Annotated in this window: 13 protein-coding genes; 2 read left to right on the top strand and 11 right to left on the bottom strand. The window is 63.7% G+C overall.

Annotated features, from left to right (window positions below):
* Positions 1-13: 13 nt before the first annotated feature.
* The 7 genes from H7F36_RS09775 to tal form a co-directional block, all read right to left on the bottom strand.
* Complete coding sequence (locus tag H7F36_RS09775; protein ID WP_187054482.1) at positions 14-1,054, bottom strand: ABC transporter ATP-binding protein; 1,041 nt, start codon at positions 1,052-1,054, stop codon at positions 14-16.
* Between the two features lie 16 nt (positions 1,055-1,070).
* Positions 1,071-1,907: a carbohydrate ABC transporter permease gene (locus H7F36_RS09770; protein WP_187054481.1), complete on the bottom strand. Its 837-nt coding sequence runs from the start codon at positions 1,905-1,907 to the stop codon at positions 1,071-1,073.
* A 9-nt stretch (positions 1,908-1,916) separates the two neighbouring features.
* The gene (locus H7F36_RS09765) at positions 1,917-2,774 is read right to left on the bottom strand and encodes a carbohydrate ABC transporter permease (RefSeq protein ID WP_187054480.1); all 858 of its coding nucleotides are present in this window, start codon (positions 2,772-2,774) and stop codon (positions 1,917-1,919) included.
* 148 nt (positions 2,775-2,922) lie between these two features.
* Positions 2,923-4,230, bottom strand: coding sequence for an ABC transporter substrate-binding protein (locus H7F36_RS09760; protein ID WP_187054479.1), 1,308 nt, complete (start codon positions 4,228-4,230; stop codon positions 2,923-2,925).
* Positions 4,231-4,448: 218 nt separating this feature from the next.
* Positions 4,449-4,694, bottom strand: a complete 246-nt coding sequence (locus tag H7F36_RS09755) for a DUF805 domain-containing protein (RefSeq protein ID WP_261802631.1) — start codon at positions 4,692-4,694, stop codon at positions 4,449-4,451.
* Positions 4,695-4,820: 126 nt separating this feature from the next.
* Complete coding sequence (gene pgi / locus H7F36_RS09750; RefSeq protein WP_261802564.1) at positions 4,821-6,392, bottom strand: glucose-6-phosphate isomerase; 1,572 nt, start codon at positions 6,390-6,392, stop codon at positions 4,821-4,823.
* Complete coding sequence (gene tal / locus H7F36_RS09745) at positions 6,389-7,339, bottom strand: transaldolase (protein WP_187054478.1); 951 nt, start codon at positions 7,337-7,339, stop codon at positions 6,389-6,391. The genes pgi and tal overlap by 4 nt, the downstream gene beginning before the upstream one ends.
* A gap of 192 nt (positions 7,340-7,531) precedes the next feature.
* On the opposite strand from tal, the gene H7F36_RS09740 reads away from it, so the two are divergent.
* Positions 7,532-8,305: a lipocalin family protein gene (locus H7F36_RS09740; RefSeq protein ID WP_187054477.1), complete on the top strand. Its 774-nt coding sequence runs from the start codon at positions 7,532-7,534 to the stop codon at positions 8,303-8,305.
* An 8-nt stretch (positions 8,306-8,313) separates the two neighbouring features.
* Here H7F36_RS09740 and H7F36_RS09735 read toward each other — a convergent pair whose 3' ends face one another.
* The 4 genes from H7F36_RS09735 to H7F36_RS09720 are packed head-to-tail and all read right to left on the bottom strand — an operon-like array spanning position 8,314 to position 13,379.
* Positions 8,314-8,985: an HAD family hydrolase gene (locus H7F36_RS09735; protein WP_187054476.1), complete on the bottom strand. Its 672-nt coding sequence runs from the start codon at positions 8,983-8,985 to the stop codon at positions 8,314-8,316.
* Between the two features lie 34 nt (positions 8,986-9,019).
* Positions 9,020-10,072, bottom strand: coding sequence for an ABC transporter ATP-binding protein (locus H7F36_RS09730; RefSeq protein ID WP_187054475.1), 1,053 nt, complete (start codon positions 10,070-10,072; stop codon positions 9,020-9,022).
* A gap of 13 nt (positions 10,073-10,085) precedes the next feature.
* A complete protein-coding gene (locus tag H7F36_RS09725) occupies positions 10,086-12,335 on the bottom strand; it encodes an ABC transporter permease (RefSeq protein WP_187054474.1) in 2,250 nt (749 codons plus the stop codon).
* Between the two features lie 33 nt (positions 12,336-12,368).
* Complete coding sequence (locus tag H7F36_RS09720; protein ID WP_187054473.1) at positions 12,369-13,379, bottom strand: ABC transporter substrate-binding protein; 1,011 nt, start codon at positions 13,377-13,379, stop codon at positions 12,369-12,371.
* Positions 13,380-13,545: 166 nt separating this feature from the next.
* Between H7F36_RS09720 and zwf the strand changes: the two genes are divergently transcribed.
* The gene (gene zwf / locus H7F36_RS09715; RefSeq protein ID WP_187054472.1) at positions 13,546-15,021 is read left to right on the top strand and encodes a glucose-6-phosphate dehydrogenase; all 1,476 of its coding nucleotides are present in this window, start codon (positions 13,546-13,548) and stop codon (positions 15,019-15,021) included.
* The last annotated feature ends 3 nt before the right edge of the window (positions 15,022-15,024 follow it).

Raw genomic sequence — 15,024 nt, 5'->3', positions numbered from 1 at the left:
TTGCGTTGGTGCCTCATGCGGCAACCGTTCGGCCTTCTTTGTTGAACAGATGCAGCACCGACGGATCGAGCTCGACGCCGACCTCGTCGCCCACGCGCAGCGGCGTGCGTTCGTTCTGGCGAGCGATCAGCGGTACGCCACCCACGTCGACGTGAATCAACGTGTCGGCACCGAGCGCTTCGATCAGGTCGACGCGGCCGGACACGCCGCCCGGTGCCGCGCCGCGGCCCGGATGCACACGCAAGCCTTCGGGACGCACGCCGAGGAAACCGTCCTGCGGCAAACGTCCACCGGTCTGCGACGAGAAGCTCGGGATCGCGGCGGCAGCCACCATGTTCATCGACGGCATGCCGATGAACTGCGCGACGAACTGGTTGGCCGGCCGGTCGTACAGGTCGAGCGGCGAGCCGACCTGTTCGATCAGCCCGTCGCGCAGCACCACCACGCGATCGGCCAGCGTCATCGCCTCGACCTGGTCGTGCGTGACGTAGATCGTGGTCGCGCCGAGCGCCACGTGCAGCTTGTGGATCTCGACGCGCGTGTTGCCGCGCAATGCGGCGTCGAGGTTGGACAGCGGCTCGTCGAACAAGAACACCTTGGGAGCCCGCACGATGGCGCGGCCGATGGCGACGCGCTGGCGTTGTCCGCCCGACAAGTCCTTGGGCGTGCGGTCGAGGTACTGCGTCAGATTGAGCGTGTTGGCCGCGTGCTCGACCTTGGTCTTGATCTCGGCCTTGGATACGCCGGCCAGCTTGAGCGCGAACGACATGTTGTCGTACACGCTCATGTGCGGGTAGAGCGCGTAGCTCTGGAACACCATCGCCAAGTCGCGCTTGCCCGATGCGGTGTAGGTGATGTCCTTGCCGTCGAGCAGCAGGTTGCCGCTGGTGATGGGTTCGAGCCCGGCAATGAGCCGCAGCAGCGTCGACTTGCCGCAGCCCGAAGGTCCCACGAAGACGATGAATTCGCCCTTGGCAATTTCGAGATCGACGCCCTTGATGATGTGCGCGTCGCCGAAGCTTTTCTTGATACTTTTGAGTTCGAGGTAGGCCATTGATTCGTCTCCTTGATTACTTCACTGCGCCAAAGGTCAGGCCTTGGACGAGTTGTTTTTGGCTGAACCAGCCGAAGACCACGATGGGCGCGATGGCCATCAGCGAAGCTGCCGACAGCTTGGCCCAGAACAAACCTTCGGGGCTCGAGTACGAAGCGATCAGCGTGGCCAGCGTGCCGGCTTTGGCGGACGTGAGGTTGAGCGCCCAGAAAGCCTCGTTCCAGCTCAGCACCAGGCACAGCAGGCCGGTCGATGCGAGGCCGCCGACCGACAGCGGCAGCACCACGTGGCGGAACTCTTTCCAGAGACTGGCGCCGTCCATGCGCGCCGCTTCGAGGATCTCCGGCGGGATGTCCTTGTAGCTGGTGTAGAGCATCCACACCATGATCGGCAGGTTAGACAGCGTGAAGACGATGGTCAGCGCCGTCAGCGAGTCGAGCATGCCGACCGTCTGCGCCATGACATAGATCGGCACCAGCGCGCCGACCGCCGGCATCATCTTCGTCGACAGCATCCACATCAGGATGTCGCGTGTTCGCTTGGTGCGAAAGAACGCCATCGAATATGCGGCGGGCGCCGCGATCAGCAGGCCGATGATGGTCGAGCCCAGGCTGGTGATGAGCGAGTTGCGCGCGTACAGCAGGTAGTCGCTGCGACGCTGCACCTCGGTGAAGTTGTCCATCGTCGGCTCGAAGACAAAGAGCGGCGGCACGTGGATCGCCTGCAATTCCGTCTTGAAGGCGGTGAGGAACAGCCAGCCGAGCGGAAAGAACAGGATCAGCGTGACGGCCCACGCACCGACGGTACGCAGCGTCAGCGGCAGAAAATTGCTGGGGGGTTTGGTGACTTGCATGCTTGCCTCTCAGTCCAGGTTCTTGCCGATGATGCGAATCAAAAACACGGCCACGATGTTGGCGAACACCACCGCGAACAGCGCACCGGCGGAGGCCACACCCACGTCGAAATTCATCAGCGACTGCTTGAAGATCAGGTAGGTCATGTTGGTGCTCTCGTTGCCCGGACCACCGTTGGTGGTGATGGCGATCTCGGCAAAGATGCTGAGCAAAAAGATCATCTCGATCATGATCACCACCGCCATCGGGCGGCCCAGATGCGGAATGGTCAGGTAGAAGAATCGCTGCGGCCCGGTCGCGCCGTCCATGCGCGCGGCTTCCATCTGTTCACGGTCGAGCGACTGCAGCGATGTGATGAAAATCAGGCAGGCAAAAGGCAGCCATTGCCATGCCACCATGATGATGATCGAGAACAGCGGCACGTCGGTCAGCCAGTCGACCGGCGTCGCACCGAAGAAGCGCCACAGGTCGGCCAGCACCCCGTAGATCGGATTCATCATCATGTGCTTCCACAGCAGCGCGTTGACCGCGGGCATGACGAAGAACGGCGAGATGAGCAGCACGCGCACGATGCCGCGGCCCGGAAACGGTTCGTTGACCAGCAAGGCCAACAGCACCCCGCCCACCACCGTGATGATGATGACGCTGCCGATCAGCATCAGCGTGTTCCACACCGCCGGCCAGAAGTCGGGGTCGGTCACGAAGTAGTGAAAGTTCTCGATGCCGGCGAAGGTGCGCTCGCCCGGCTGCATGAGGTTGTAGTTGACGAACGAAAAGTACAACGTCATCAACAGCGGCACGATCATCCAGAGGAAGAGCGTGAGCACGGCGGGCGCCATGAGGGCGCGCGGCAGTATTCTTTTCATTTTTGTATTCCTCGCTGGCGATTGCCCCCTCTCCCGTTGCGGGAGAGGGTTGGGGTGAGGGAGAGCGACATAGACCACTGTTGATGTGGATATGCCGATGCCCCCTCACCCTGGCCCTCTCCCCGCGAGGAGAGGGGATGAAAACGGACTACTTGTAGTAGCCGCCCTTTTTCATCTCACGCTCGGCCGCAGTCTGCGATGTCTTCAACGCCTGGTCGACAGTGACCTTGCCCGACAGCGCCGCGCTCATCTGCTGGCCCACAGCCACGCCGATCGCCTGGAACTCCGGAATCGCCGCGTACTGCACACCGACGTAAGGTGACTTCGGCAGCGTGCTGTCGGTCAGGTTAGCGGTGTCGATGGCCTTCTTCTCGGCTTCTGCAAACTTGGCCACCTTCTGGAATTCAGGGTTGGCGTAGGTCGACTTGCGCGTGCCGGTCGGCACCGAAGCCCAGCCCGTTTCCTTGGCGACCAGGTTGATGTAGTCCTTCGACGTTGCCCACTTGATGAACTTCTGCGCAGCTTCATCCTTGCTCGAGCTGGCGGGGATGGCGAGGTTCCACGACCAGAGCCAGTTGGCGCCCTTGGGCGTCGTGGCGGTCGGTGCCTGCGCGAAGGCGACCTTGTCGGCCACCTTCGACTGCTTCGGGTCGCTGATGAACGATGCCGCGATGGTCGCGTCGACCCATGCAGCGCACTTGCCTTCGTTGAACAGCGCCAGGTTCTCGTTGAAGCTGTTGGCCGACGCGCCAGGAGGGCCGTCTTTCTTCATCATGTCGACGTAGAAAGTGACGGCGTCATGCCAGGGCTTGGTGTCGATCTGCGGCTTCCACTTCATGTCGAACCACTGGCCGCCGTTGGTGTTCACCAGCGTGGTCAGGAAGGCCATGTTGTCGCCCCAACCCGGCTTGCCGCGCAGGCACATGCCGTAGACACCCGCCTTCGGATCGTTGGCCTTGTCGGCGAACGCCCTGACTTCGGTCCACGTTGGGTTGTCGGAGATCTTGATGCCGAGCTTGTCTGCCAGGTCCTTGCGGTACATCAGCATCGAGCTCTCGCCGTAGAACGGTGCGGCGTACAGCTTGCCGTCGGTCGAGAGGCCGCTGCGAATCGCGGGCAGCAGGTCGTCGACGTCGTATGCCGCGTCGGTGGCGATGGGCTTGAGCCAGCCCTTCTTCGACCAGATCGGTGTTTCATAGAGGCCGATGGTCATCACGTCGAACTGGCCGCCCTTGGTGGCGATGTCGGTGGTCACGCGCTGGCGCAGGGTGCCTTCTTCGAGCGTTACCCACTTGAGCTTGATGTCGGGGTTGGCCTTCTCGAAGAACGGCGTGAGCTTCTGCATTTCGATCATGTGGCCGTTGTTCACGGTGGCAATGACCAATTCCGTGGCGGCATGGGCGAACCCGGCAGCGGTGAGTGCGAGGACAAGGCCCGCTTTGGCAAAACGCTTCATGAATAGTCTCCTGTTGTGATCAGCGACCACCGATCGCTGTGGGAAGGATTCTGTAGATTGCGGATTGCGGCTTTGGTACTTCGATCGCCACATCCGGTACTTTCATGCATTGATTGGCTAGTGGATTCCCTGATTCGAGCAATACAGGATGTAGTTTGACCCTGGCGACGTGAAAAAGGCCGCGCAAGGCGGCCTTCGAGGGTGCAAATTTCGAGCGCCTAAACGACCGGCACCGTGGTGGGTGGAGCGCCCCACTGGTTGGTCTCAGGCTGCGACGGCTGCACCGTGAAGTACAGGAGGACGAAGTTGACGAGCGGAATCAGCCCGAGCAGCATCAGCCAGCCGGTCTTGCCGATGTCATGGAGGCGGCGCGCGCCGACTGCAATGATCGGCACGATAAACACCAGCACCACCAAGCCCTGCACGAAGCGGTGAATCAGCGCGCCGACAAACAAGGCGATCAGATACGCGAGGACGAACCACCAATACTCGGATCGCGAAGCACGACCCGTGAAATCGGCGAACTCCTCTTTGTAGTCCCATGGGAAAACCCCAAAGGATCATAAAGGCGGAGTGGCCGTGCAAGCCACTTAAGCTGCCGGACGCAGGCGCTCCAGCAAACCGGCCGTCGAAGCGTCGAGCCCGGACGTGTCCCCCGAAGCCAGCCGCGGCTCGATGTCCCGCGCCAGCACCTTGCCGAGTTCCACGCCCCACTGGTCGAAGCTGTTGATGCCCCACAGCGCGCCACTGGTGAACACGCGATGCTCGTACATCGCCAGGAACGCGCCGAGCGTTTCCGGCGTGAGCTTCTCGAACACGAAGAAAGTGCTGGGCCGATTGCCCGGAAAGTTCTTGTGGCCGCCAGCGTCCTGCTTGCCGACCATCAGCGCCTGCGCCTGCGCGATGCAGTTGGCCAGCAGCTTCGGGTGATGCCCATCGAGATCGTGCGATGCATCGCGCACGCCGATGAACTCGAGCGGCGTCACGTCGGTGCCCTGGTGCAACATTTGAAAATACGCGTGCTGTCCGTTGGTGCCCGGCTCGCCCCACAACACCGGCGACGTGCCGAAAGGCAGCAGCTTGCCGTCGAGGTCGACCTGCTTGCCGTTGCTCTCCATCTCGAGCTGCTGCAGGTACGCCGGCAGTCGCTTCAACGCGCTGTGATATGGCGCGATGCTGCGCGTCGTGAAGCGATGGAAGTTGCGATACCAGACGTCGAGCAGGCCGAGCCGCACTGGCAGGTTTTGCGCCAGCGGCGCGGTCCTAAAGTGTTCGTCCATCGCATGCGCGCCAGCCAGCAACGCACGAAAGCCGTCGGCACCGATGGCCAGCGCGATCGGCAACCCGATGGCGGACCACAACGAGTAGCGCCCGCCGACCCAATCCCAAAAGCCGAAAGTCGTGTCGATGCCGAAGGCTTTGGCCGCTTCGACATTGGTCGTGAGAGCCGCGAAATGCTGCGCGATGTCGACGCCGCCGGCCTGCTCGAACCAGCGCTTGGCCGACTGTGCGTTGGTCATCGTCTCGGCGGTGGTGAAGGTCTTCGACGCGATCAGGAACAGCGTGTGTTCCGGGGCCAGACCCTTGAGCACGCCGGCCAGTTCGTGGCCGTCGACGTTCGAGACGAAGTGAAAACGCTTGCCCGGCGCAACGTACTCGGCCATGGCCAGCACCGCCATCTGCGGACCGAGGTCGGAGCCACCGATACCGATGTTGACCACGTCGGTGATCGTGTGATCGGCGCGTACCTTTTCGGCATACGCCAGCATCGCATCGAGCGTGGCGTGCACCTCGGCCAGCTTGCCGGTCATGCCGTTGGTGGCCGGCGCGCGCAGCAGCGTGTGCAGCACCGCGCGGTCTTCGGTGATGTTGATGTGGTCACCGGCGAACATCGCGTCTCGGTGCGCTTCGAGGCCGCATTCGCGTGCCAGCGCCAGCAACAACTTTTCAGTTGCCACGTCGGTCAGGTTCTTCGACATGTCGGCGAAGACATGAGGCGCCGACTGACTCAGCGAAGCGACGCGCTGCGGGTCCGATGCAAAAGCTTCGCGCAAATCGAGCGACTTGCCGGACGCTTCGAAGTGCGCCTGCAACGCGGCCCAGGTCGGCGCGTTGTCGGCCCGCAAGTAGCCAGATGCCAAGGGCACGCCCGCGGCGCTCACTTGGCCTCCATCAACTTTTCAAGCTTGATCGCATCGGCGGCGAAGGCACGAATACCCTCGGCCAGTTTCTCGGTGGCCATCGCATCCTCGTTCATCGCAAAGCGGAACGCTGGCTCGTCGTAAGAAGCCGGTTGGATATCGAGCTTGGCCGCAGCCGACGCATCGAGTGCATGCGGCAACGGCGCTTCGCTCGCCGCCAGTTCGCCCAGCAGTTCGGGGCTGATGGTCAACAGGTCGCAGCCCGCCAGTGCAGCGATCTGGCCAACGTTGCGAAAGCTCGCGCCCATGACTTCGGTCTTGATGCCCTGGCTCTTGTAGTAATCGAAAATCTGCTGGACCGACTTCACGCCCGGGTCGTTGGCGCCCGCGTTGGCGGCCTCCTCCCACTTGGCGCCACCTGTCTTTTTGTACCAGTCGTAGATGCGCCCGACGAAGGGCGAGATCAGCTTGACCTTGGCCGCGCCGCACGCCACCGCTTGCGCGTACGAGAACAGCAGCGTGAGGTTGCAGTTGATGCCCTTCAGCTGCAGCTGGCGGGCGGCCTCGATGCCTTCCCACGTCGACGCGACCTTGATGAGCACGCGCTTTTCGACGTCGATGCCTTCTGCGCGATACAGCGCCACGATACGGTCGGCCCGTGCCACCGTCGCAGCGGTATCGAAGCTGAGTCGTGCATCGACTTCGGTCGACACGCGGCCCGGAATGATCGACAGGATCTCGGTGCCGAAGCGAACCAGAAGCCGGTCGATCACCTCGTCGATCGGCTTGCCCTTGAATTTGGAAACCGCTTCGTCGAGCAGCGGTCGGTAGTCCGGCTTTTGCACGGCCTTCAGGATGAGCGACGGATTGGTCGTCGCGTCCTGCGGTTTGTACTGCACGAATTGCCGAAAGTCACCGGTGTCGGCGACCACGGCGGTCCATTGGCGAAGAGCGTCGAGTTGGTTCATCGAAACATTATCCTGCGCGAAGTCGGCGAATGCTTGTACCGGGATGAGCGGCCTGCATGTTTTGATGCAGCCTCCGGGATGCAAAGTCGACGGCAAATAGCGCCGATGCCGACAGTCCCCGTGGTCCGTCACCGACACCGCCTCGGGAGTTTTCGGTCCAGCATTTCCAACCCGTCACATCAGGAGGAATCAATGTCCTTTCGCCGCAGCCGCGAGCCGCTCCCGTCGTCAGCTTCTCGACCCCGTTTCGGATCCGAAGACCAGGCCCGCAACGTGTCCATCGGAACGCTTGCCGCCGCCTTCTGCGTGGGCGGTTTCCTCACGCTGATCGCGTTGACCAGCGCACGAACTGCACGCGCTCAATCCATGGGCGGCCCGGCAGACGGCGCGCCGTTGATGCGGGCGCCGCTGCAAGTCGTGGCACCTGTCGACCTCAAGCGCTACTCGGGCGTCTGGCACGAACAGGCCCGGTTGCCCAACCGGTTCGAAAAAAAGTGCACCGGCCCGGTGTCGGCCGACTACACGCAGCTGGCCGACGGCACATTCGAGGTGCGCAACCGCTGCATGCTGGCCGACGGTAGTTTCGACGAAGCGGTGGGCTCTGCACACGTCGTTCCAGTGATCGGCCAGCCTGGCGCAGGCAGGTTGAAAGTGCGCTTCGCACCTGCCTGGCTAAGTTGGCTGCCGGCAGTTTGGGGCGACTACTGGATCCTGAAGCTCGACCGCGACTACCAGGTCGCGCTGGTCGGCACGCCGGATCGCGACTACCTCTGGGTGCTGTCGCGCGCGCCGCGGGTCGACGAGGCAACGCTTGCCGCCGAACTCGAATACGCACGGACTCTGGGGTTCGACGTCGACAAGGTGGTGCGGACTGGCGAGCCGGTGGGGTCGGCGGCTTTCACGCCGCCATCGGGCAGCCAGTCGACGTTGTCACAGAAGCGCGCAGTCACCACCACGACTCCCTGACGGTCGCCTCAGATCCGACGATTGCCTTCGTGGCGGCGGTCCCCCGTGGTCCCCGACAACGCAGTCATCTGACGGGCCAGCTGTTCAGGCAGCGCAGTCGGCGACTCGCAATGCACGGCGTGCCAGCCGAAGACACGCGCTGCGTCCACATTCGCCATGGAATCGTCGATGAACACGGTCACCTGGGGCTTCAGCGCAAAACGATCTGCCAGTAACGCGTAGATCTCGCGTTGCGGCTTGAGCAGCTTCACATCACCTGAAAAAATGCCGCCGTCGAACCATTGCAGGAACGACATCCGCCGCTCCAGCGCGCGCGCATACGGCACCGGCATGTTCGACAGGTAGTACAGCTTCAGGTCTTCGCCGGCATCACGGCGCTGGCGTAGCCCGTCAAGCAGTTCGACCGTGACCGCGATCGGCGCCAGCCGCTCGCCCATAGGGGCCAGCAACGCGTCGAGCTTGTCGGCCGGCAGGCCCAGGCGCGTCGCCATCAGTCCGATCGCGACGTCCAGCGGATGGGTGCCGCGGTCGAAACCGAGCCAGTCTTCATGGTGAAACATGTCGCGTGCCAGCACGTGCGCGGCCTCGGCGGTCGGTGCATGGGCGCCGAGGTGCGCCTGCACCAGCGCCACGGGTTCCCATGTCAACAGCACGGCGCCCAGATCGAAAACGATGTTCATGCCGCCATTGGACCGCAGGAGCCACCCGGCGCGCTCAAGCCGCCGCAGGCACCACCGAAACGCCATGGTTGCCGAGCGACAACGTTGTCTTTACGCCGGCAGCCAACGGACGCGCGAGGTCGTAAGACACCACGAACACCGCACCGAGCGCCGTGTCGAAAACGTACTCGTAGAAGCTGCCGAGGTAGGTCGCCTTGCGCAGCGTCGCCTCGATGCCGACGGCCGAGCCGAGGAGCCAAGCTTCCGGCCGCACGGCCACCTTGACGACACCCGGCACCACGCTGCTGTAGCGCGACCCCAGCGTGAGCGGGCCGAGCGTGACCACGCCATCGGGCTGCGCCATGGCCGGGAACACCATCGCCTCGCCCATGAAGCCGGCGACGAATTCGCTTTCAGGCTTGCCGTAGAGCTGCTCGGGCGTGCCGCGTTGCGCAATGACGCCTTGGTCCATCACGATGATCTGGTCGCTCACCGCCAGCGCCTCGCTCTGGTCGTGCGTGACATAGGCGACCGTCAGCTTCAGCCGTTGCTGCAGCGTGCGGATCTCTTCGCGCATCTCGCGGCGCAGGCGGGCGTCGAGGTTCGACAACGGCTCGTCGAACAACAGCACCGCGGGCTCCAGCACCAGCGCGCGCGCCAGCGCCACGCGTTGCTGCTGTCCACCTGAAAGCTCGCTGGGCAAACGCGTGTCGAAGCCGACAAGTCCGACACCGCGCAAGGCCTCGCGCGCACGCGACGTCGCCTCGTCTTTCTTGACACCGCTCATGCGCAAACCGTAGGCCACGTTCTGAATCACGTCCATGTGCGGAAAGAGCGCGTAGCTCTGGAACATCATGCTGACGTTGCGCTCGGCCGGCCCGAGCGTCGTGACGTCGCGGCCGCCTATGAAGATCGAGCCCGAGGTCGGCGATTCGAGCCCCGCGATCATGCGCAGCGTGGTCGTCTTGCCGCAGCCCGACGGACCCAGGATGGTGGTCAGCGTGCCTTGCGGCACCTCGAAGCTGATCCCTTTGACCGCGAGTGGCGCGTTGGCGTCGCTGCCGTAGCGCTTGGAGACGTTGCGAAATTCGATGCCGTGGGTCGTCATGACTGCCTCGTGTTCAGTGTGCCGGCAACGCGGATGCGGCCACGGTCTTCGTGTCCGCCCCCGTGCTTGCCCCATCGGCGCCGCGCCGCCCCAGCCTGCGCTCGCCGACCGCCCACTGGATCAGCGCGATGACCGCAGACATCAGCACGATCAGCACGGTGCAGTACGCGAGCGCAACGCCGTAGTCGCCATTGCCGACGCGGCCGATGATGTAGGTCGTCGCCAGTTCGTTCTCGGCCGTGACGAGAAAAATCACGGCGCTCACCGTCGTCATCGCCCGCACGAAGCTGTAGACCAGCGCAGCCACCAGCGCGGGCTTCAACAGCGGCAGCACGATCTTGAAGAGCGTTTGCGAAGTCGACGCGCGCAGCATCAGCGAGGCCTCGTCCAGCGAGCGGTCGAGCTGCTTGAAAGCCGCGGTGCCGGCGCGCACGCCGACCGGCAAATTGCGAAACATGAAGCACAGCACGATGATGAGTCCGGTGCCGGTGAGCTCCAGCGGCGGCACGTTGAAAGCCAGGATGTAGCTCACGCCCAGCACCGTGCCCGGTATCGCAAATGCCAGCAATGCCGCGAACTCGAACAACCCCTGCCCCTTGAACTCGTTGCGCGCCAGGAGCCAGGCGATCAGCAAGCCGAGCGATGCGGTGATCGGTGCCGAAATGCCGGCCAGCTTGAGCGTGGTGAAGAGCGAGTTCCACGCGGTCCCGGCCCACACGAGTCCGAACTGCCCCCACTCGAGCGAGAACGCCGTCTTGAAGTGGGCGAGCGTCGGGCTGTAGTCGCGGCCCCAGGTCTGCACGAAGCCCCCGGCAAAAGCGAACAGATAGACCACCAACGTGAACACGATCCAAGGAAAGGCGATGGCGTAGATCGTGCGCCGCACCCCGTCGGGCAGCGGCATCGCGATACCGGCATCACCCTTGCCGCTGACCGTGGTGAAGTTTTGTTTGCCGAGCAGGCCGCGCTGCAGCGCGAAGACGCCGAGCGCGAAGAAGGTGAGGATCCAGGCCAGCGAAGACGCCCGCCCCGGATCGTTCTGCGCGCCGACGATGGCGAAGAACACATCGGTCGCCAGCACCGAGAAATCGCCACCCACCACCACCGGGTTGCCAAAGTCGGCCATGCTCTCGATGAAGCCGACCAAAAACGCATTGGCCAGCCCCGGCTTCAGCAACGGCAGCGTGATGGTGAAGAAGGTGCGACGCCGGTCGGCGCGCAACATTTGCGCGGCTTCTTCGAGGCTCGGCGCGATGCCCTGCACCACGCCGCGCATGATCATGAAAGCGATGGGCGTGAAGGCAAAGAGCTGCGCGATGATCAGGCCCTTGAGCCCGTAGAACCAGCGTGACGGCTCGATGCCGAACCCGCTTTCCAGCAACTGGTTGACGACCCCGGCGCGGCCGAACAACAGGATGAGCCCGAGCCCGACGACGAACGGCGGTGTGATGATCGGCAACACCGCGAGCACGCGCATCGGGCTTTGCCAGCGCCTGTGCCCGCGCTCGGCCATCAGCGCCATCGACGTGCCTAGAAAGGTGGTGCCAACGGCGGTGACCAGCGCCAGCGCCAGTGTGTTCCATGCGACGCCGCAGCGCAGCCCGCCGGCCAGACAACTCAGGCCCCAGATACGCTCCATGAAGACACGGCCGACGAAGGCCGACAGCGACGCATGGCCGTCTTCGTCGAAGAAGGCGCCGGCCAGCGCCTTGCTCACCGGGTAGGCGATGAAGAGCGCCATCAGCACGCCGCAGCCGATGACCGCTCCCGAGACGAACAGATCGCCCTTGAAGAAGCCGAGCCGCGCCAGCCCGAAGGCGCACAGCAGGATGAGCGCGAGCAACGCCACGAAGCCGCCGGCACCGATGCCGAACTGATTGACCGCGAGCTCGCCGAAAGCGCTGTTGAGCCAGCCCGCGCTCCAGCCCCGGGCACCGATCAGGAAGCCGGAGAGCGAAATGCCGACCGCGCCGACGAGCCCGCCGACGAGCAGCCAGCGGCCCTGCGCACGGCCGGCTGGCAGCAGCGCACCGATGGTGCACAGCGCGAGCCCGACGACGCCCGCGACCAGCCAGACCCGCCCGTGCGTTGCCGCCTGCAACACGCCATTGGCAGCCTCGTCGCCGCTGAAGATTCGGGGCAATGCTTCGTACCAGCTGGTGTCCTGAATGGCGTACCACGGCAGGACCACGTAGCCGAAAAATCCCGCCGCGAGACAGAGCCAGATCGCGGCGTTGCGCTTGCCCTTCACATCACGCTTCATCACGCTTGACTGGGTGCGCACTCGAGCCGTCACTCAATGCGGAAGCGAGTTGACGTCTTTTTCCCAACGCGCGATCAGCCGGCGACGCTCCGCGCTCTCACCGTACTTCTTGTAGTCGTAATTGATGAGCTTGATCTTCTTGAAGTCGGGTACGTTGGCATCGACCGGCGTCGCCCTGTTCGATGGCAACTGGTACTGCTTGGCGGCAGCGCCGAAGGTCTGCGCCTGCGGCGTCAGCGCCCACTCGTAGAACTTCTTGGCCTGCTCCAGATTGCGTGCACCCTTGACGATGCTCATCGAACCGATCTCGGCGCCGGTGCCTTCGCTCGGCGTGGCGGTCTCGACCGGAAAGCCCTGCATCTTTTCTTGCGGCGCGTCGTGCACGAAGCTGATCGACACCGCCGTTTCACCGCGTGCCACCGCCTTGATCGGGCCGGTGCCCGAGCGGGTGTACTGGCTGACGTTCTTGTGCAGCGCCTTGAGATAGTCGAAGGCCTTGTCTTCGCCCATGAGTTGCACCAGCGTGGCGATCATCGTGTAGGCCGTGCCGCTCGATGCCGGGTTGGCGACCTGGATTTCACCCTTGTATTCGGGCTTGAGCAGGTCGGCCCAACTGGTGGGTGCAGCCAGCTTTTTCTTCTTCAGCAGCTCGGTGTTGTAACCGAAACCGAGCGGTCCGGAGTAGATGCCGACGGTCTTGTAGCCCGACTGTTGCGCCTGCTGCTGCGCCCACGGATAAAGCTGCGGCAACGACGGCGATTTGTATTCGAGCGTGAGGCTCGATTCAGCCGCCTGCAGGTGCGGGTCGCCGGTGCCGCCGAACCAGACGTCCGTCTTCGGGTTGTCCTTTTCCGCGACGAGTTGGGCCAGTGCCTCGCCCGAGCCCTTGAGCGCCAGGTTGATCCTGACGCCAGTGGTCTTTGCGTAGACCGTGGCGATCATGTTGCACCAATCGGCCTGCACCGAGCAGATCACGTTGACTTGCTGGGCCGACGCCGCACCAGACGCAACGAGCAATACCACCGTACCAAGAAGTTTTTTCATGTGCCCTTACGCCCGACGTTGATCCTGCACTGCAAACAAAATGGCCCGCTCGGGCCACGGGTCAGCCTATCAAAGTCAGCGCGTTTTCAGCATCGGTACAACTACCATTAAAGTGATGCATGGTCACCCGTGCCACCCTTCTCCACCATCCACACAAGTCACCCCCATGAGTTTCGATCTCGTTTTGTTCGGCGGCACCGGCGACCTGGCATGGCGCAAGCTGATGCCGGCGCTGTTCCAGGCATTCCGACATGGCAGCCTTCCGGCCGAGGGCCGCATCATCGGCGTCTCGCGCGAAGACCTCACAGAAGACGCCTATCGTGAGCTGATCCGCTCGCGCTTCAAAGCCGTCGAAGGCGCCAAGCGGCCGAGCGAGGACGAGTTCAAGAAGTTCTCCGAGATGCTGACGTTCCAGCGCATGGACCTGTCCAAGCCATCCGACTACGCACAGCTCGCCGACCTGCTCAAAACGCGCAACGCCGAGACCGTGGTGATGTACGTCGCCACCGCGCCTTCGCTCTTCACGCAGGTGGTCGAGCAGATCGCAGCGGCCGGCCTCAACGGTCCGCAAACCCGCGTGGTGCTCGAGAAGCCGCTGGGCCACGACCTCGCATCGAACCAGGCGATCAACGCGGCAGTGCGCAAGGTGCTGCACGAGAACCAGGTGTTCCGCATCGATCACTACCTCGGCAAGCCCTCGGTGCAAAACCTGTTCGCGCTGCGCTTCGGCAACTCGTTGTTCGAGCCGATCTGGCGCCGCGAGCACATCGCCAACATCCAGATCACGATCGCGGAGGACCTGGGCGTCGAGAAGCGCGGAGCCTTCTACGACCAGACCGGCGCCTTGCGCGACATGGTGCAGAACCATGCGCTGCAGTTGGTGTGCGCCATCGGCATGGAGCCACCGATCAACGCGCACGCCGATGCTATTCGCGACGAAAAGCTGAAGGTGTTGCGCTCGCTGAAGCGCTGGACGCCAGAGACGCTGGGCCTGCATGCGATTCGCGGGCAGTACACCGCGGGCACGGCCTACGGTGAACGCGTGCCGGGCTACAAGGAAGAAGCCGGCGTGCCGCCCGACAGCCGCACCGAGACCTTCGTGGCGCTGCGCACCGAGATCGAGAACTGGCGCTGGGCCGGCGTGCCAATCTACATTCGCACCGGCAAGCGGCTGGGCTCGCGAGACGCTCGCATCGAGATGAATTTTCGGCCAGCGCCGCATGCGATCTTTCGCACGCCGGTCGGTGTCGCGAACAAGCTGGTCATCAACCTGCAACCGAAAGACGGGCTCGAACTGCATCTGCTCGCCCAGGCGCAAGACCAGCGCGTCACCATCAAGGGCGGCGTGCGCAGCGACATGGTGCCGCTGGCGCCGGTGCAGCTCGACCTCGACTTCGACAAGCGATTCGGCGCAGAACGCGTGGGCGCGTATGAGCGCCTGCTGCTCGACGTGATCGCCGGTCGGCTGAATCTTTTCGTGCGCAGCGACGAGCAGGAAGAAGCGTGGCGCTGGGTCGAACCGCTGATCGACAGCTGGGGTGCCGACGGCGCACCGCGCCCATACGCCGCGGGCACTTGGGGGCCGAGCGCATCGAGCGCGATGATCGCCCGCGACGGGTTTGCCTGGGGCGAAGAGCAGTAAGCG

This window comes from Variovorax sp. PAMC28562 (assembly GCF_014303735.1).
In the GTDB taxonomy this organism is placed as follows: Bacteria; Pseudomonadota; Gammaproteobacteria; order Burkholderiales; family Burkholderiaceae_C; genus Variovorax.
Note: the sequence above shows the minus strand (reverse complement) of the source record. Positions and strands in the feature narration are given on the sequence as shown.

Excerpts from the sequence above, each read along its gene's own strand:
- H7F36_RS09775 (WP_187054482.1), bottom strand. The coding sequence starts at position 1,054 with ATGGCCTACCTCGAACTCAAAAGTATCAAGAAAAGCTTCGGCGACGCG.
- H7F36_RS09770 (WP_187054481.1), bottom strand. The coding sequence starts at position 1,907 with ATGCAAGTCACCAAACCCCCCAGCAATTTTCTGCCGCTGACGCTGCGT.
- H7F36_RS09765 (WP_187054480.1), bottom strand. The coding sequence starts at position 2,774 with ATGAAAAGAATACTGCCGCGCGCCCTCATGGCGCCCGCCGTGCTCACG.
- H7F36_RS09760 (WP_187054479.1), bottom strand. The coding sequence starts at position 4,230 with ATGAAGCGTTTTGCCAAAGCGGGCCTTGTCCTCGCACTCACCGCTGCC.
- tal (WP_187054478.1), bottom strand. The coding sequence starts at position 7,339 with ATGAACCAACTCGACGCTCTTCGCCAATGGACCGCCGTGGTCGCCGAC.
- H7F36_RS09740 (WP_187054477.1), top strand. The coding sequence starts at position 7,532 with ATGTCCTTTCGCCGCAGCCGCGAGCCGCTCCCGTCGTCAGCTTCTCGA.
- H7F36_RS09735 (WP_187054476.1), bottom strand. The coding sequence starts at position 8,985 with ATGAACATCGTTTTCGATCTGGGCGCCGTGCTGTTGACATGGGAACCC.
- H7F36_RS09730 (WP_187054475.1), bottom strand. The coding sequence starts at position 10,072 with ATGACGACCCACGGCATCGAATTTCGCAACGTCTCCAAGCGCTACGGC.
- H7F36_RS09725 (WP_187054474.1), bottom strand. The coding sequence starts at position 12,335 with ATGAAGCGTGATGTGAAGGGCAAGCGCAACGCCGCGATCTGGCTCTGT.
- H7F36_RS09720 (WP_187054473.1), bottom strand. The coding sequence starts at position 13,379 with ATGAAAAAACTTCTTGGTACGGTGGTATTGCTCGTTGCGTCTGGTGCG.
- zwf (WP_187054472.1), top strand. The coding sequence starts at position 13,546 with ATGAGTTTCGATCTCGTTTTGTTCGGCGGCACCGGCGACCTGGCATGG.